This window comes from Bacillota bacterium, assembly GCA_013178125.1.
Classification (GTDB): domain Bacteria; phylum Bacillota; class SHA-98; order Ch115; family JABLXJ01; genus JABLXL01.
This window is the reverse complement of the sequence record JABLXJ010000021.1, coordinates 1-16,328: the sequence shown is the minus strand read 5'-3', so window position 1 is coordinate 16,328 and position 16,328 is coordinate 1. Positions and strand designations below refer to the sequence as shown.

Annotated in this window: 15 protein-coding genes, 1 rRNA gene and 1 other annotated feature; of the genes, 2 read left to right on the top strand and 14 right to left on the bottom strand. The window is 57.8% G+C overall.

The features are described 5' to 3' along the window. Positions 1–4 precede the first annotated feature (4 nt). The 6 genes from phoU to HPY71_13395 form a co-directional block, all read right to left on the bottom strand. Positions 5–691 carry a phosphate signaling complex protein PhoU gene (gene phoU / locus HPY71_13420; protein NPV54492.1) on the bottom strand — a complete coding sequence of 229 codons (687 nt, stop codon included), beginning with the start codon at positions 689–691 and terminating at the stop codon, positions 5–7. A 114-nt stretch (positions 692–805) separates the two neighbouring features. Next, positions 806–1,576: a phosphate ABC transporter ATP-binding protein gene (pstB, locus tag HPY71_13415; GenBank protein ID NPV54491.1), complete on the bottom strand. Its 771-nt coding sequence runs from the start codon at positions 1,574–1,576 to the stop codon at positions 806–808. Between the two features lie 141 nt (positions 1,577–1,717). Beyond that, a complete protein-coding gene (locus HPY71_13410) occupies positions 1,718–2,485 on the bottom strand; it encodes a phosphate ABC transporter ATP-binding protein (protein NPV54490.1) in 768 nt (255 codons plus the stop codon). Positions 2,486–2,555: 70 nt separating this feature from the next. Continuing rightward, positions 2,556–3,431: a phosphate ABC transporter permease PstA gene (gene pstA / locus HPY71_13405; protein ID NPV54489.1), complete on the bottom strand. Its 876-nt coding sequence runs from the start codon at positions 3,429–3,431 to the stop codon at positions 2,556–2,558. Positions 3,432–3,533: 102 nt separating this feature from the next. Next, the gene (gene pstC / locus HPY71_13400) at positions 3,534–4,409 is read right to left on the bottom strand and encodes a phosphate ABC transporter permease subunit PstC (GenBank protein ID NPV54488.1); all 876 of its coding nucleotides are present in this window, start codon (positions 4,407–4,409) and stop codon (positions 3,534–3,536) included. Between the two features lie 122 nt (positions 4,410–4,531). Then, a complete protein-coding gene (locus HPY71_13395) occupies positions 4,532–5,380 on the bottom strand; it encodes a phosphate ABC transporter substrate-binding protein (GenBank protein NPV54487.1) in 849 nt (282 codons plus the stop codon). A 362-nt stretch (positions 5,381–5,742) separates the two neighbouring features. Here HPY71_13395 and HPY71_13390 point away from each other — a divergent pair, with 362 nt between their 5' ends. Further along, positions 5,743–6,462 (top strand): hydrogenase maturation protease, encoded by a 720-nt coding sequence (locus HPY71_13390; protein NPV54486.1) that lies wholly within the window; start codon positions 5,743–5,745, stop codon positions 6,460–6,462. A gap of 81 nt (positions 6,463–6,543) precedes the next feature. On the opposite strand, the gene tatA is transcribed toward HPY71_13390, so the two are convergent. The 4 genes from tatA to HPY71_13370 form a co-directional block, all read right to left on the bottom strand. Continuing rightward, positions 6,544–6,777, bottom strand: a complete 234-nt coding sequence (gene tatA, locus HPY71_13385; GenBank protein NPV54485.1) for a twin-arginine translocase TatA/TatE family subunit — start codon at positions 6,775–6,777, stop codon at positions 6,544–6,546. A 17-nt stretch (positions 6,778–6,794) separates the two neighbouring features. Continuing rightward, positions 6,795–7,577, bottom strand: coding sequence for a hypothetical protein (locus HPY71_13380; protein NPV54484.1), 783 nt, complete (start codon positions 7,575–7,577; stop codon positions 6,795–6,797). A gap of 93 nt (positions 7,578–7,670) precedes the next feature. After that, positions 7,671–9,080, bottom strand: coding sequence for a hyaluronate lyase (locus tag HPY71_13375; GenBank protein NPV54483.1), 1,410 nt, complete (start codon positions 9,078–9,080; stop codon positions 7,671–7,673). Between the two features lie 20 nt (positions 9,081–9,100). After that, the gene (locus tag HPY71_13370; protein NPV54482.1) at positions 9,101–10,381 is read right to left on the bottom strand and encodes a hydrogenase small subunit; all 1,281 of its coding nucleotides are present in this window, start codon (positions 10,379–10,381) and stop codon (positions 9,101–9,103) included. Positions 10,382–10,705: 324 nt separating this feature from the next. Next, positions 10,706–11,014: a binding site (T-box leader), on the top strand. 49 nt (positions 11,015–11,063) lie between these two features. Between HPY71_13370 and aroF the strand changes: the two genes are divergently transcribed. After that, positions 11,064–12,122, top strand: a complete 1,059-nt coding sequence (gene aroF / locus HPY71_13365) for a 3-deoxy-7-phosphoheptulonate synthase (GenBank protein ID NPV54481.1) — start codon at positions 11,064–11,066, stop codon at positions 12,120–12,122. On the opposite strand, the gene HPY71_13360 is transcribed toward aroF, so the two are convergent. From HPY71_13360 to rrf, 4 genes are all read right to left on the bottom strand, one after another. After that, positions 12,097–12,693 carry an ANTAR domain-containing protein gene (locus tag HPY71_13360; protein ID NPV54480.1) on the bottom strand — a complete coding sequence of 199 codons (597 nt, stop codon included), beginning with the start codon at positions 12,691–12,693 and terminating at the stop codon, positions 12,097–12,099. The two genes, aroF and HPY71_13360, sit on opposite strands and share 26 nt — an antisense overlap. Positions 12,694–12,747: 54 nt before the next feature. After that, positions 12,748–14,079: a type I glutamate--ammonia ligase gene (gene glnA, locus HPY71_13355; GenBank protein ID NPV54479.1), complete on the bottom strand. Its 1,332-nt coding sequence runs from the start codon at positions 14,077–14,079 to the stop codon at positions 12,748–12,750. A 203-nt stretch (positions 14,080–14,282) separates the two neighbouring features. Then, complete coding sequence (locus HPY71_13350) at positions 14,283–15,908, bottom strand: FMN-binding glutamate synthase family protein (GenBank protein NPV54478.1); 1,626 nt, start codon at positions 15,906–15,908, stop codon at positions 14,283–14,285. A gap of 310 nt (positions 15,909–16,218) precedes the next feature. Then, a 5S ribosomal RNA gene (rrf, locus tag HPY71_13345) occupies positions 16,219–16,328 on the bottom strand; the annotation flags it as partial.

The following is a 16,328-nucleotide window of genomic DNA, read 5'->3' as shown; positions in this document are numbered from 1 at the left end:
TACATCACGTATGGAGCTCCTTGAGCTCGCCCGTTTCTACGTAGAAGACGCGCTCGCCGATATTGGTGATGTGGTCGGCGATCCGCTCGAGGTAACGCGAGATGAGGAGCAGCTGGACTGCCTGGTCCACAACCGACGGGTCCTTCTTCATGAAATCGACAAGCTCGTCATACAAGCTGCGATAAAGGTGATCCACCTGGTCATCGTCATCGATCATCTTGTGAACCAGCGTAAGATCTCTGCTTACAAACGCGTCCATCGTCTCGTGGAGCATCTGCTTCACTATGCTCTGCAGCTTCGGGATGTCCACGAGCGGTTTGAAGAGCGGGCGGTCGGCAAGCCGCTTGGCCGTCTTGGCTATATCAACCACATAGTCAGCGACTCGCTCCACATCCCCGGATATCTTTATGGCCGCGAATATCATCCGCAGGTCCCGGGCCGCGGGCTGCTGGGTGGCGATGAGCCTTATACACGTGCTCTCGATATCGAAGTTCAGGGCATCCACGCTATCGTCCATCCCTATCGTCTCGTCCGCAAGCGCAACATCCCTGTTTGCAAGGGCGACGAGCGCCTTGGTCAACATCTCCTCAGCTATCGTGCCCATACGAAGCAGGGACTGGTCAAGCTCGTTGAGCTCGGCATCGAACTTCTTCCTGGGGGTTACCACCTGAAACACCTCCAAGTCCACCATATAATTCTAACAGGGTCTTTTCTAACAGGGTTTTATATAAATATTATAAATATGAGTCTGATATGAGGCTGCCACCCCTGCCACATATTAGGCTTTCTCCGCCAGGTTAACCTGTCAACCCAACCTTCCAGTGACGTAGCTTTCAGTCCTACCATCCCTCGGCGAGGTGAATACATCATCCGTTACTCCATATTCTATGATCTCTCCCGCGAGCATAAATACCGTGTAATCTGATGCCCTCGCCGCCTGCTGCATGCTATGAGTGACTATGATCACCGTATAGCGTTTTTCTAGCTCCCGCATCAAATCCTCGATTTTCAGGGTGGAAGCAGGATCCAGCGCCGAACACGGCTCATCGAGCAGGATGACCTCGGGGCCTGTGGCGATAACCCTGGCGACACACAGCTGTTGCTGCTGCCCCAGAGATAGATTGAGCGCTGAGCTTCCAAGCCTATCCTTGACCTCATCCCATAATCCCACCCGCTGGAGGCTTTCCTCCACTATAGGGTCGAGCCTCCTCTTATCGTTGATGCCATGAACGCGCGCAGCACACGCCACATTCTCATAGATTGAGATTGGAAAGGCAACCGGCCGCTGGAAAACCATACCGACGCGTTTCCGCAAGCGCGTCACATCCACACCGGGCGCGTATATATCTTCTCCATCAAGCGTGACCATACCTTCTATTTTTACATTCTCGATAACGTCATTCATACGATTCAAGCATCTTAGCAGGGTCGACTTGCCGCATCCCGACGGCCCGATGAGGGCCGTGATTGCATTCTGGGAAAAGCCGACGGTGATCCCCTTCAGGGCGTGAACCGGCCCGTAGTAAAGGTTCAGGTCCTTGATCTCTATCTTGTCAGCGCGTTTATTGCCAGGCATCGCCAAATATTCCCCTTAAACAAAGTTACAGGACAAAATCGCAAAAGCCATAAATGATAAAAACCTCATGGATGATAACATAAACGATAGCATAAATGATAACACACATAATAAATAGATGATTAACGAAGTTACAGATGATCACCCAAATTTCCCCGAGACATAGTCCTCGGTCCTCTTATCCCTCGGGTGGGTGAAGATATCAGAGGCGGGACCCCGCTCGACAAGCTCCCCCATGAGAAAGAATGCTATCTCACCGCCCACCCTGGCGCTCTGGAGGGGATTGTGGGTTACAAGCACCACGGTATATGACTTCACAAGCTCCCACAGCAGTTCCTCAATCTTGAGCGTTGAAAGGGGGTCAAGCCCCGATGTGGGCTCGTCCAATAGGATGATCTCCGGTTCCACGGCGAGGACGCGGGCGATGGAAAGCCTCTGCTGCTGCCCGCCGGAGAGCCTGCTCGCGTGATCCCCCAGCCTGTCTTTGACCTCATCCCACAGGATGGCATCGCGGAGCGCCTTTTCCGCGATCTCCATAAGCCTTCGCCTGTTTCGGATCCCACGCTTCCGCGGCCCGTAAGCCACGTTATCAAATATGCTCATGGGCAGGACAACCGGCAGCGCGAAGACCATCCCTACCCGCCTCCGCAGGTCGGCTACATCAACGCCGCGGCTGTAGACATCCACCGCATCGATTGCGAGCTTGCCCTCGGCCCTCGTCCCGGGCACCAGGTCGTTGAGACGGTTCAGGGCCCGGAGGAATGTTGTCTTGCCGCTCCCGGACGGCCCCATGATTGTCAGGAGCTTGTTGCGCTGGATCTCGAGATTGATCCCCTTCAAGGCGCAGTGCTGGCCGTAATAAAACTTGAAATCCCTCGCCAGGATCTTGACCTCGGGAGAGCCCATCATCCCATCGTCTATCATGAATACCATCTACCCCTCGACCTCGTATTTATGATCCTACCTGCCTACCCAATTCCTACCTGCTTCTCGCGACGAAGCGGTTCATGATGGAGTAAGCCGCGATATTTATGGCGAGGATCAGGAGTATCAACACCGCAGCCGTCCCGTAAGCGTTATCCATGGATATCCCCTCGCGGGCGAGGATATAGAAGTGGACGGGGAGCGTCCGGACGGGGTCCAGGAGCGATTCGGGCAGCCTCAATGAGGCCCCGGCCGTAAATATCACCGCGGCCGTTTCACCGATGCTCCTCCCGATGGCCAACACTACCCCTGTCACTATGCCCGGGAGCGCGGTGGGGAGAATGACCCCGGTTACAGTCTGCCACCGAGTCGAGCCAAGGGCGTAGCTTATCTCCCGGTAGGCATTGGGTACAGCCTTGATGGCCTCCTCCGAGGTCCGGACTATGGTTGGGAGGATCATCGCCGAGAGGGTGAGGGCGCCGGACAGTATGGACCAGCCCAGGTCGAGATAGATCACAAAGAAAAGAAAGCCGAACAGCCCAAAGATGATCGACGGTATGCCCGCCAGGTTCTCCGTGCCGAAACGCACGATTCGCGGCAACCAGCTCTCCCGTGTATATTCCGTAAGGTAGATCGCAGTCGCGACGCCGACCGGGGCCGCTATGATAACCGCGATCCCGGTCACGAGGATAGTCCCGATTATGGCGGGATAGATGCCGCCGGCCCGCCCCATCTGACGCGGGGTCTCGAAAAGGAAGGCGGGAGTTATCATATGGAACCCCCGGCTCAGAATATAGGCGATTATAAATATCAAGAGACCGACTGTTAGCGCAGTCGCGCCCGCGAAGAGGGCTGTGGCCCTAGCGTTTACGACATGCTGGTTGACCTTCTTCCCCTCGTTTTCATCTTTTTTTCTATCTTCACCTTTCATATCTCTCATCATATCTCTATCTTTCTTTCATATTTCCATCTCTCATATTTTCATCTCTCATAACTAGCATAACTGTAACTGGCACAACTGGAACTGCGTTCATCACCGCGAGACCCTCCCGCCCGTTGCGAACAGGCGCGCCGCAAGATTCAAGAGAGCAATAACGATAAAGAGAACTATGCCCGTGGCAAAGAGCGCCTCCCTGTGCTCCCCCGCCGCATAGCCCATCTCGAGGGCTATATTACTGGTCAGGGTCCTCACCGGAGCCAGGATGGATGAAGGTATCTTCGTGGCATTCCCGGCGACCATTATCACCGCCATGGTCTCCCCCACAGCCCGCCCCATCCCCAGGATCACCGCGGCAACAATCCCCGGTCTCGCAGCAGGCAGGATAACCATCCGTATGGCCTGCCACCTTGTGGCGCCGAGGGCCAGCATCCCATCCCTGTACGCGGCTGGCACCGCCTTGAAGGCATCAAAGGATATGCTTATGATGGTCGGGAGGATCATTATCCCGAGCACGATCGCAGCCGCGAGCACTGAGAAACCTGGCCCGCCAAGCCATTTCCTGATGAATGGGACCAGGACGACAAGGCCTATAAAGCCATAGACCACCGAGGGGATGCCCGCCAGGAGCTCGACCGCCGGCTTTAAAATCGCGCTGACCCTGCCGGACGCCATCTCGGCGAGGAAGATCGCGCAGGCGAGACCCAGGGGGACCCCTATGGCGAGCGCCCCGGCCGTCACCCATATAGACCCCCAGATCATCGGGAGGATGCCAAATATACCGCGGCTTGGCGCCCACTTCGCACCGGCGATGAAACGGATCAAGCCAACCCTGGCCATTAGGGGCGAACCCTCCTTGAAAATAAAGAGGATGATGAGGCCGAGCACGGCTATAGCTGAGAGTGCGACCACGACCAACAGCTTCTCGATAATCGCTTCCTTGTAACGCACCGGACCACCAGACTCCCCCATTAAACAATCAAAAGGGTATCGATCGGAGCATCACCGACGTATCACCGGCGCACCAGCATCCGTATCAGCATCATATCACCGGTGTATCATATCGCCAGCGTGTCATATATCATCGGCGTGTGTCAATCGATAGAATCCATGGGAACAACTGGGACCAGGCCTTCAGCTGCCAGGTGCCTCTGACCGGTCTTGCTCAGGGCGAAGTCTATGAATTCCTGAGCTACCGCGCTTGGACGACCCCGCGTCGTAAAAAGGAAAGGCCTTACTATGTGATAGGTCCCTTTCTCCACGTTCTCAACGGTCGGGGCTACCCCCGAGATTTTGACGCCCTTTACCCTCGCGTCCACGAGCCCCAGCGACAGATAACCTATCGCCGAAGGGTCACCAGCCACGGTCTCGCGCACGGCCCCGTTCGAATCCTGGACGACAGCTCCGGGCGTCACCTCGGCGCCCCTCATGATCATCTCATCAAAGGAACCGCGGGTCCCCGACCCCTCCTCACGGCTAATGACATGGATCTCGCGACCTGGCCCCCCGACCTGCGACCAGTCTGTAACGTCACCGGCGAAAATGGCCCGGACCTGGGCCACGCTGAGGTCACCAATGGGATTGGATGGGTGCACGACAATCGCTATCGCATCCCGGGCGATGACTATGCGGTTCAGGGATTTCTCCTCGCCTTCGAGCTCCCGCGATAACATGCCGATCTGGGCGACGCCCGTGAGGGCTGCCCTGGCGCCGGCGCTCGACCCGCCGCCCTGGACATTCACGATCAAGCCCGGGCGCTCCTTCATAAACTCATCCGCCAGGAGCTCGGCAAAGGGCTGGACTGATGTGGACCCCGCAAGGGTGATGGACTGGTGGGCACCGCCCTGTCCCGATCGGGCAGGCCACAAGCCGCAACCGCTCAGTAGAGCAAGGGCCAGCCCAAGAATGGAACATAGGAGTAGAACCCGCGGTGAAACGCGCAAGATCGCTGAAAATATCCTCCTCAATACGATCCCATCCTCCGGAATCCGAGGCTTCTCGCCTTCCACTATCTCTTCACTGGACAAGCGCTAGAGGTATTGTAACATAAATCTCGACGAAAGTCAGCAAGAAGTGTGGTGCAAGAAGTGTGGTACCGTGGTGCCCCCAGGGCCCCGGAGTGATCTTGCAGGGGGAAGCCCCGCTCACAAGGCTTTAATTATACATTACACCACATAGATTAGCGTTGCACCACATATTGCAATATAGAGGCGTAAATTATATAGTTATGCTACGAAAGAGCGCACCGATCCAAGGTTTGTACTCTCCGTGGCGTCTCGAGTCATACCCCTCCCGGAGGATTCCAATGGAGACGCAAAATGCCGATACTAATATCAGCCGCCATCTCAGTGGCGCTGTCGGCGGGGCGCGATGGCAACGGGCGGCCGGGCAGTTGGTAGTCATGGGCATAGGGAATATCTTACTGAAAGACGATGGGGCCGGCGTATGGGTGGTCAGGGAGCTCGCGAAACACTCGCTCGCCGGCCCCATCGGCGACGTGGCGTTTGTCGAGGCAGGCGTCGCGGGGCTCGACCTCCTTCCCGTTGTGAACAGTGCACGCCACCTGATCATCGTAGATGCGATGATCAGGGGCGGGAGGCCCGGATCGGTTTACCAGCTGGATGCCGGGGATATCCTGGGGCCCCAGGTGCCCCAGGCGCCCCAGATGCCGCCATCCCCCGGGCGTATGATGCCGCGCGGAATACGACGTGCTATACAATGTACGACGCAACGCGTAGCGCAACGCGAAATACGATATGGAGCGCGATGTAGGACGCAGATGCAGCAGGAGGCGTCCGAGTTCCCGGTGACCTCAGCCCACGATATCGGCCTCCCCCAGCTTCTCTGGCACGCAAGGCAGCTGGGCACCCTGTGCCCGGCCGCTATTTTTGGAATAGAGCCTGCCATAATCGATTACGGCATCGGCCTATCAGATGAGCTGCAACGTGCGCTGCCGGAGATCGTCAGGCACATCGCGCAATTCATCGCCCAATTCATCACGCAATTCCCCGATAGTCCGGCCTGATGATGACATCATCCCCTATAAGCTCGCAGACATCATGTGCGAGCTTCTTCCTGTTCATTCTCATCATGCGCGAGCTTCTCATCATGTGTGATCCTCATGTGCAACCTTCGCCGCGTCTTGTGGCTCTTGCGGCTTCCCCCGGCCCACTCCACCCTCCTCATCAATAACCCTCTCGATATCATTCATTGCGCCCTTAAACGAGCGGATGGCCTGCCCGAGGGCCCTGCCTATCTCCGGCAGCCTACCGGGCCCGAATATGATGAGCGCAATAACCAGGATCAGCACAAGCTCAGGAACGCCTATGCCCGGAAACATCGTTCACTCTTCACCCCCTACTTATATTCGCTCTCGTCCATAGCGGCGCCCCCCTCGACCAGGGATTCCGCTGGCACCGCCGCCACCGGGACGCGCACATACCCCGTAACCATCGCCTGAAGCCGCCCCGGGTCCTCCGTCAACGCGAGGTATATATGCACCAGCACAGTGGCCAGAAACCAGACTGCGGCGCCAAAATGCAGCAATCTCACAACCTCTAACCCACCGAGCAGCCCTGCAGCCCGCACCAGGCTGTATGGTGATCGCAATATAAGGCCCGATATAACCTGAAAGGCAAAGACCACAAGCCAGCTCCCATAAGTCGCCTTCTGCCCGACATTATATTTCCCCCTCGAGGGCATATGATCCGAGAGGAAAAGGTAATACCGGGCGAAGCCTCCAAGGTCCCTGATATCCTGGCGCGAAAGCAGGAACTCCCTGTAGTCCCCTGAGAAAAAGGCCCAATAAACCCGGACAATCACGGCGCCGATGGCGACAAAGGCCGCAGCCGAGTGAAGCAGCCTGGCAAGATTCATGTCCATGAAAGCCAAAGAGGACCATAAAGAGCCGACCGGCCGTGAGATGTAAAAACCCGTGACGAGGAGAACGATTATACAGGCGGCAAATACCCAATGAAAGACCCTCACGGGCACCGGGTTGAGTAGCACCGTCTCGAGCGTCCGCCCCCCCGGTGTTCCTAGTTCCTGTAGGTTTCCTGATTCTTGCAGGTTTCTTGATTCTTGCAGGCTCGGGCCTCGTCCTCGCATCCTTGTCTTCTGGCCCCTTTGCATCCTAGTCACCTCCGCCGCCCCCAAATGCCGTTGTAATTGCCCTGAAGTATGAGCATCTCCGTGTATGCATGTTGCATGTCTCCGAATACATCAGCGAGCATGTCAACTCACCCTGATATCCTCGGACGAACCATCATCGCGGATAACATGAGCCGCACACGCGAGGCACGGGTCGAACGACCTGATGACGCGGCCTACCTCAACAGGAGCCCTGGGATTCTCAACAGGCGTGCCGGCCAACGCCTCCTCAACGGCCCCCCGCTGCCCCGAGTCATCCCGGGGCGAGCAATTCCAGGCGGAGGGCGTGACGATCTGGTACCTAGCTATCCGCTGCCCCTCGATTCTCACCCAGTGCCCGAGCCCGCCCCTGAACGCATCGACCGTGCCAACCCCCTCGGCCTCAGCAGGTATATCGTACGACTCGAAGACCGGCTTACCAGGCTCGAGCGAGAGCAGCCACTCGCGCATCAGCTCGGCCACCTCTTTCGTCATCAGGGCCCTGGCCACGTGCCTGTCCATGACGGATATCCCTCGCCTGTAGCCCCTTGCGATCCACTGGGCAGCCAGGGGGCCTGTCTCAACCGCCCTCCCATTATACCGCGGCGCCTTTACCCAGGAGTAGGCCTCAACCTTCCTGACATCGGGGTGGGTTGACCCGACCCCCGGCTTGCGTGGCCCGTCTTCCGGTGAAAACCAAGAGAATTTCACATGTTCTGTTATGGTCTCGAGATCGAGGCCCTCAACCCTGCCATCGATCATGACACCGCCCTTGTGAACCGGTCCGCCATCCGGCTGAGCCTGAGGGAACTGGTCGTAGGCCAGGAAATTCCCGTGACCTCTGCCGATCTTGTAGTAGTCTGGATAGGCCTCGCCTATGGCATACACATCCGGGATATATTTCTCCATGATGAATCTCCTGGCCCTATCCACCACCGAGAGGCTGTACCTGATCTTATCTGCGTCGGGCGCGACCGGTGCGCCCCCCGCCAGAATCCCATGGGTGTGAGGCGCCTTGCCACCCAGGTTAGCCTGCATCTCCAGGAACTCCCGGGTTAGCTTCAGGCTCTCCAGGTAATTCGCCATGATTCGCTCGGTGGCATTCTTTGAAAGCCTGAAATCAACGTTATACCGCGGCAGGAAGGGCGGCATATCGGGTCCCTCCACGAAATCAGGGACAGCTAGCAGGTAAAAGTGCCTAATGTGATTTTGGAGCATGTCCGCGGCGAAGATGAGGCTACGCATGAGCACCCCGTTCCGGGGCGCCTCCACCCCGCAGGCATCCTCCAGGGCGCGCGACGACGCCATGCCGTGGGCCGACGAGCAAATCCCGCAGATGCGCTCCGTGAGATATATGGCATCCCTCGGTTCACGCCCCTCCAGGATAAGCTCGAACCCCCTGAAGAAAATCCCGCTGCTCCACGCATCCCTGACGACCCCGTTCTCTATCTGGACATCGATTCTCCAGAAGCCGTTCAGCCTCGTTACCGGGCTTATCGTAACTCGCTCGCCCATATCGCAGCCACTCTACCTCCCTACCTCCTGGTTTCCCCTCGTTTGATCCGCACTCGCGCGAGAAGCCTCCTGAGAATGCCACGAATGCCGCGGGGCACCCTCCCGGGGGCGTGGCCGGGACCGGGACCAGGACTGGAGCCGGGGGCGTCAGCACTAGCGTCCCCTGCACCCCCTGCACCCCCCGGGGGTTTCTGGGGCACGGCGGCCCTGGCCGCACCGCTAATCGCGGCTGGCTTCCCCTCGGTCCCTTCCATAAGGTTCTTCGAAAGCCTCCCCGTGATGGCGCTCGCCACAGCGTGGGCACCTATTCCCGCGGCGGCCGCGACCCCAACCGCAGTGCCGATCTTATCCGCCGTCCTCTTAACGCCCGGGATATGAATATCCGGGAGGTGGGCAAAGAAAGGCGATGTCCTATCAGGAAAGCCCGGACTTACACAACCTATACACGGTGTATTTGCCCCCACCGGCCAGTTCATATGACCGCTGTTCCACTTTCTTACCGGACAATCGGCAAAAGTGACAGGGCCCTTGCACCCTATCGTGTAGAGGCATTCCTTATCCCCGGGCTGCGCGGCAAACTCCCCATCATCAAAGTGCTGGCGGCGCGGGCAGCGGTCATGGATCAGGGACCCGTAGAACAAACGCGGCCTCCGATGTTCGTCCATATCCGGAATGCCGTAGAGGAGCAAGTGGGATAGTGTACCGACAAGCCAGTCGGGATGAATCGGGCAACCCGGCACGTTCACCAGTCGCTCCCTCACCAGTCGCCGCTCCAGGACCGCGCTCACGGGTTTCGACCCCGACGGGTTTGGGTTTGCCGCGTAGGGTCCGCCAAATGACGCGCATGTCCCGGCTGAGATCAGGTGCCTGGCGCCCCCGCCCAGCAGGCGAACGGCCTCCAGGTGGGTAAAAGGCCGGCCGTCAGGGTGGTGCCCGATCAGGCCGTAGGTCCCGCCGTCCATGGTCGGCACAGTGCCCTCAACTATCAGGATATATTCACCCCTCCTCCTGCCGGCGATGCTCTCGAGCTCAGTGATGGCCACCCGGCCCTCGCCCGTCATCAGGGTGTTGCTGTAGCGCAGGTCGATGGTCTTGAAGAGAAGCTCCTGGAGGTCGGGGCGTAGTGCATTCAAAAATGACATGAAATCCCCGGCGCAGGTCATCGCTTCCAGCCATATCACCATAGGCCTGCCGCCGGGGGTCTGAAACGCCCGGGCCAGCTCGGGTATGATGAGGTCCGAGAGGCTCATGGCAGCGATCCCGGCGATGCAGAGCTTGATGAATTCCCTTCTAGTCAGCATGGTCGGTGCTCCCCCGATCCGATCATCATCAGCCTTCTTTTTTGCCTTTTCGCCTTGCCTTTTCGCCCGTGACGTTTTCGCCCGCTACGACCCCGCGCTACCGCCACGCACTATTAGAAAAACTGCTAGAAAAACTGCACAATACCATGGGAAACCCCGTAATCTGCTCTAATCCCTACGACTGGCGCAGATTGCGATCCTTCGCGCGCTGGTTCCGCCCTTTGCCAGCAGGGCGATATATGCTAAAGTTATGTTAAACAAAATTGGCATCATAAATACAGGAATGTTCTACAGGAGTAGATCCGTGAAAAGCAAGTAGAGTCGGGAAAGGCTGTGACGGGGAAAAGTAGGTCGCGGGGCCCGTCGAAGAGAGTCGTGGCAAGGTGCGAGCACGATGACGGGAACGCGATTGAAGTTCGCCCTCGAGCTTCCAGCTGAACGCCTGGCCGGTGCGCGTTCGTAAAGGCAGGCCGGGCAAGTAGGTCAGGACGGATCTCCCGCCGTTACGGGGGAGCAGGTATCGGGTAGATGGGAATCTGCCCCGTACTTCGAACGACGAATGAGCGATAGCAGAGATGCAGGCTGGTGCAGCCAATCAAGGTGGTACCGCGAGATTACCTTCTCGTCCTTGAGGCGAGAAGGTTTTTGTTTTTTTCCGACTCTCAAAGGGGGTTGTTAGGCGATGATAGTTGTCATGAAATCAGGTGCAACTGAGGAGCAGATCAAAGAGGTTGAAGACAAGCTACATGAGCTCGGTTTTCGCACCCAGGTGATCCACGGCACGGATAAGCGCGTGATCGGGGCTATAGGCGATAAGCGTCACCTGAACCTGAAATTTATAGAGCTGATGCCCGGGGTGGAGAGGGCGATCCCGATCCTGCGCCCCTTTAAGCTTGCAAGCCGGGAGGCGAAGCCTGAAAACACCATCATCAACGTTGACGGGGTCGAGATCGGCGGGCCGGAGATCGCGGTAATTGCGGGCCCATGCGCCGTGGAGAGCCGGGAGCAGCTCCTGGAAACCGCCTGCGCTATCAAATCCATAGGGTGCAAGATACTGAGGGGCGGAGCATACAAGCCAAGGACCTCGCCATACTCATTCCAGGGCCTTGAGGAGGAGGGGCTCAGGCTGCTAGCTGAGGCGAAGAAGGAGACCGGGCTTAAAATCGTCACCGAGGTGCTCGACGCGCAAGATGTTGAACTGGTAAGCAGCTACACAGATATAATGCAGGTAGGCACCAGGAATATGCAAAACTTCAAATTGCTCAAGGCGCTCGGTAGGCTCGGCAAGCCGGTGGTCCTGAAGCGCGGGCTCTCGGCAACCATCGAGGAGTGGTTGATGGCCGCCGAATACATCATGGTTGAGGGAAACCCCAACGTGATCCTGTGCGAGCGCGGCATCCGGACCTTCGAGCTATACACCCGCAACACGCTGGACCTCTCTGCCGTGGCCCTTGTCAAACAGCTGAGCCATCTTCCCGTGATCGTCGATCCAAGCCACGGGACGGGCAGGCGGGACTTGGTGCCCCCCATGGCGAAGGCCGCTGTAGTCGCAGGCGCGGACGGGCTTTTGATAGAAGCCCATATCCACCCCGATGAAGCACTATCCGACGGGGCGCAGTCCCTGGACATGGAGGGCCTCGAACGCGTCCTTTCGGAGCTGGAGGATGTGGCGAGGGTGGCCGGCAGGGCATTCATCAGGACGCCCGCCGGGATGCTCAACCACCCCGCCCCTTCTTCTTGATTTCATAAGTGAGGAGTATGGCCTCAGCAATCGCGCGCATCGAGGTCGACTTATCCATGGCCTGTTTCTGGATGAGCCGGTAGGCTTCGCCCTCGGACAGGCCCATCGTTTTCATCAACACACCCTTGGCCCTCTCGATTACCTTGCGAGATTCGAGGCTCTCCTCCAGCTCCCTGATCTTATCCTGGAGCCTGCTCCTCCGCTCGTAATTGACGATGGCCAGCTCGATCGCGGGTATCAGGTCTCGCTCGCTGACGGGGCGCACAAGATAGGCGGAAACAGAGGATTCCTTGGCCTTCTCCACAAACTCCCAGCTCGTCTGGGAGGCTATGAGCACGACGGGAGCGAGATGGTCCTCCTCAACAATCCTGGCAACTTCAAACCCGTTGAGGGCAGGGAGCTCCGAATCCAGCACCACCACCTCAGGCTCGAGGCTTCTGATGCCTCGAAGGGCGCTAGACCCGTCCGCCGCCTCTCCCACAACCGCATACCCTGCCTCAGTGAGGATCCTCCTCAACCTCTGGCGCGACGAGGCGCTCTTGTCAGCTATGAATACTTCTCTTCGGCGCATCTTACACCCCGGCCCGGAAGGTTTTCATCTCTTCGGTGCGTCTCATCTCAAGCCCTAAAACTTCGCCAGGTATTCATCCAGCTCCCATTGATGAATCTTCGTGGAATAATCCTCCCATTCCACGCATTTCGCCTGGACAAACTTGTTATAGATGTGATCGCCGAGCGTAGATTTTATTACCTCGTCGCGCGATAGCTCCCCCAGGGCCTCCATAAGGTTGCGCGGGAGGCGTCTCAGGTTGAGCCGCTGCCGCTCCTCCTCTGTTAATCCGTAAGTGCTGCCCTGAATAGGTTCGGGCGGCTCGATCCGGCGTCCGATCCCGTCGAGGCCAGCTTTTATGGACGCGGCGATCGCGAGATAGGGGTTACACGTCGGGTCGGGGCTGCGTAGCTCTATTCTAGTGGCCTTCCCCCGCTGGAATGGGATTCTAACCAGGGGGCTCCTGTTCTGGAAGGACCATGCTATATAGCTGGGGGCTTCAAAGCCCGGGACCAGGCGTTTGTAAGAATTCACCGTGGGATTTGTGATGGCAGTCAAAGCGGGGCTGTGGCTGAGCAGCCCACCAATATAATGGAACGCCGATTCGCTGAGCCTATATTTCCCATTCGGGTCGAAGAAGATATTCTGTCCATCGCAAAAGATCGAGTGGCTCAGGTGCAGGCCCGAGCCGCCGACACCGTAAATCGGCTTTGGCATGAAGCTCGCGTATAGGCCGTGGCGCTGGGCTATGGCACGCACCACATAACGGAATGTCACAATGTTATCTGCGGTCCTCAACGCTTCGTCATGCCTGAACGCAATCTCATGCTGCCCCGGGGCGACCTCGTGGTGGGATGCCTGGACCCTGATCCCCATTTCATCAAGGGTCAAAACCATATCGCGCCGGGCATTCTCCCCGAGGTCAACAGGGGTCAGGTCGAAATAGCTCCCCTTGTCGTGAGTTGTGGTGGTGGGGTTGCCGGCCTCATCAGTATGGAAAAGAAAGAACTCCCCCTCAACCCCTATATGCACCTCGTATCCGGCTTTTTGAGCCCCGTCCAGGACCCGTCTCAATGCCGCGCGCGGGCAGCCGGCAAAGGGCGTGCCGTCAGGGTTGTAGATGTCACAGATCAATCGCGCAACCGAGCCATCCCGGGGCCTCCAGGGGAAGAGCGCAAACGTCGAGAGATCAGGCATCAGGAGCATGTCCGACTCCTCCACCCGGACGAAGCCTTCTATAGAGGAGCCGTCAAATGCAACCTCTCCATCAAGCGCCTCCTCCAGCCTGTCAACAGTGATCGCCACGTTCTTGAGCACGCCGAGGATGTCCGTAAACTGGAGGCGTATGAACTTGACATCCAGCTCTCTGGCGCGTTTCAGTATTTCCTTTCTTTCAGCGATGTCCATATGACCACCTTCCCGAATCTTTCCGTGCTTTTCTATATAATACCCCAAATACGCCCGGCGGTCAAAAAATGCTCCGGCGCTCGCGCACAAGGCTCCGGCGCCGGAGTAAGATGGAGTGTAAGATAGAGTAGAATTTAAAGTTAGCATCGAGTTCGCATCGGGCGGCGCTTCTCCCGCCGTCCGGCAGACCTTGATACACAGATTTAAGCAACTCCCACCATCCGTTCGCTCCCCTCGCCCTCGAGAATGCTGTAAGCCTCCTCGCGATCGAGCTCGGTGACGTACGGGATACCCGTCAACCTGGACGCCTCCTCGGTCAAGGCCACCAGGTCGTCCCTGGTTATATACCCCAGGGCAAACTTCCTCGCACCGCACATGAACTGGCGCAGGCCATATGACAAGCGGTCGAAATAGGAGAAGAGCGCCACCGCTGATGCGGGGATGTTCTCGAAGGCCTCACCATATTTCTTGCGCAGCAGGTGGGCGCTGGCGAAAACCTGCTCGACGTCTCCACCGTATCCTGCGAGATCCGGTGGCAGCTTCCCGTCCTGGATGAGCCCTGAAATGGTCTTCCCGACCATGACCGCCGTGATCGGGGCCCGGCTCATACCGATGGCCTTCACATAGGGAGCCCCAAGCGCAAGTCCCTTAAACACCTGGTCCTCGAGGGCAAACCCACCGCCAATAGCAATATCAGGCAGGTATGCGCCCTTTCCATTGAGCCGGTCCATGTAATCCACCACTAGGGCCTCAAGGAAGACAGTCGGTATCCCCCACTCGTTCATCATGCGCCACGGGCTCATCCCAGTCCCGCCGCCCGCCCCATCAACCGTTACGAGGTCGATTTGGGCATCTGAGGCATACCTGAGGGCGCGCGCCAGGTCCGAAGGCCGGTAGGCTCCGGTCTTTAAGAAGATGTGTTTGGCCCCGGCCCTCCTGAGCTGCTCAACCCTGGAGATAAACGACTCACGATCCACCATACCGATCCTAGAATGGCGCTCAAACTCCCGGAACGCCCCCTGCCTGTAAGCACGCTCGACCTCGGGGTCTTCAGGGTCCGGCATGACTATGTAACCCCTGGATTTCATCTTCAGGGCATCTTCAAGGGACGAAAGCTTGACCTCGCCGCCGATGTCCTTTGCGCCCTGCCCCCACTTTATCTCGACGGTATCGACACCAAGCTCCTCGATGGCATACTCAAGCACGCCCAGCCTCGTATCCTCGACGTTAGCCTGTACAACTATTGTCCCGTAGCCATCATGCCAGTCCTTATAGAGCTTCACCCGTCGCTCCATATCTCGGGACCTGACAACCTGGCCGTTCTTGAACTCGGCCTCGGGATCCATCGCACACACGTTTTCCCCTATTGTCAGGATCGTGCCGGAGATGGCAGCCCCTATCGCGAGCCCCTCCCAGTTATCCCTGGCCACTTGCGTCGAGCCAAGCGCGGAGATGATCACCGGCAACCGGAGCTTTATGGCGTCCCCGCCCGATGCTGGGGAGCCCCCAACCAGCTGTTCCACGTCCACTGCAGGGAATGTCGCCTTATCGCTATCCGCCTCGGCACCCTGGGCACCCACCGCGGTCCCGAGGATGTTGAAATGCGAGAAGTCGATCGGGTAATCCTTTTGAGACGCCGTCGTGATTTTCCCGTAGGGTTTGGGGTATATAACCTCCCGTCCCCTGACTGCTGAGCGGCCAACCTCACATAACCCCGTGCAGCCTTCAATACAGGTCACACAGAGGCCGCTGAATGAACAGACGCTGTTGGGCGTCCTGTTCCTTGTGCCCGTTGCCGCCGTAGAGTTGATACCGGTACTAAAGCTCATGTTTCCCTCTCCCCTCTTCAAATTTTGACCTGTTCCTATAGTCCAGGCAGTTCAGTTCCATATGGTTTTTCCCGGCGCTCTAGCGGCTCTTCTATAGCCCTTTCAAAGGCCTCTATCATGGCCACAGAGCCCTAAACAAAAACGCCCGCGACAGGAGGGTATATAAGTACATACCATAACACTCCTGCCGCGGGCGTCGTTGCCCGCGTCATACTGGCAAAGGCACGCCATTGCACCTTCGCATGAAATGCGATTTTACCTATATTATACCATAAAATCTAACACAGTCAAGCGATGTACATAAAAAAGCATCCGGCAGCGGCCTACTCTCCCGCACCGTTGCCAGTGCAGTACCATCGGCGCTGGAGGGCTTAACTTCTGTGTTCGGAATGGGTACAGGTGTTTCCCCTCCGCTCTTGC

Coding starts and splice junctions, on each gene's coding strand:
- phoU (NPV54492.1), bottom strand. CDS start 691: ATGGTGGACTTGGAGGTGTTTCAGGTGGTAACCCCCAGGAAGAAGTTC.
- pstB (NPV54491.1), bottom strand. CDS start 1,576: ATGCCTGGCAATAAACGCGCTGACAAGATAGAGATCAAGGACCTGAAC.
- HPY71_13410 (NPV54490.1), bottom strand. CDS start 2,485: ATGATGGGCTCTCCCGAGGTCAAGATCCTGGCGAGGGATTTCAAGTTT.
- pstA (NPV54489.1), bottom strand. CDS start 3,431: ATGAAAGGTGAAGATAGAAAAAAAGATGAAAACGAGGGGAAGAAGGTC.
- pstC (NPV54488.1), bottom strand. CDS start 4,409: ATGGGGGAGTCTGGTGGTCCGGTGCGTTACAAGGAAGCGATTATCGAG.
- HPY71_13390 (NPV54486.1), top strand. CDS start 5,743: ATGGAGACGCAAAATGCCGATACTAATATCAGCCGCCATCTCAGTGGC.
- tatA (NPV54485.1), bottom strand. CDS start 6,777: ATGTTTCCGGGCATAGGCGTTCCTGAGCTTGTGCTGATCCTGGTTATT.
- HPY71_13375 (NPV54483.1), bottom strand. CDS start 9,080: ATGGGCGAGCGAGTTACGATAAGCCCGGTAACGAGGCTGAACGGCTTC.
- HPY71_13370 (NPV54482.1), bottom strand. CDS start 10,381: ATGCTGACTAGAAGGGAATTCATCAAGCTCTGCATCGCCGGGATCGCT.
- aroF (NPV54481.1), top strand. CDS start 11,064: ATGATAGTTGTCATGAAATCAGGTGCAACTGAGGAGCAGATCAAAGAG.
- HPY71_13360 (NPV54480.1), bottom strand. CDS start 12,693: ATGCGCCGAAGAGAAGTATTCATAGCTGACAAGAGCGCCTCGTCGCGC.
- glnA (NPV54479.1), bottom strand. CDS start 14,079: ATGGACATCGCTGAAAGAAAGGAAATACTGAAACGCGCCAGAGAGCTG.
- HPY71_13350 (NPV54478.1), bottom strand. CDS start 15,908: ATGAGCTTTAGTACCGGTATCAACTCTACGGCGGCAACGGGCACAAGG.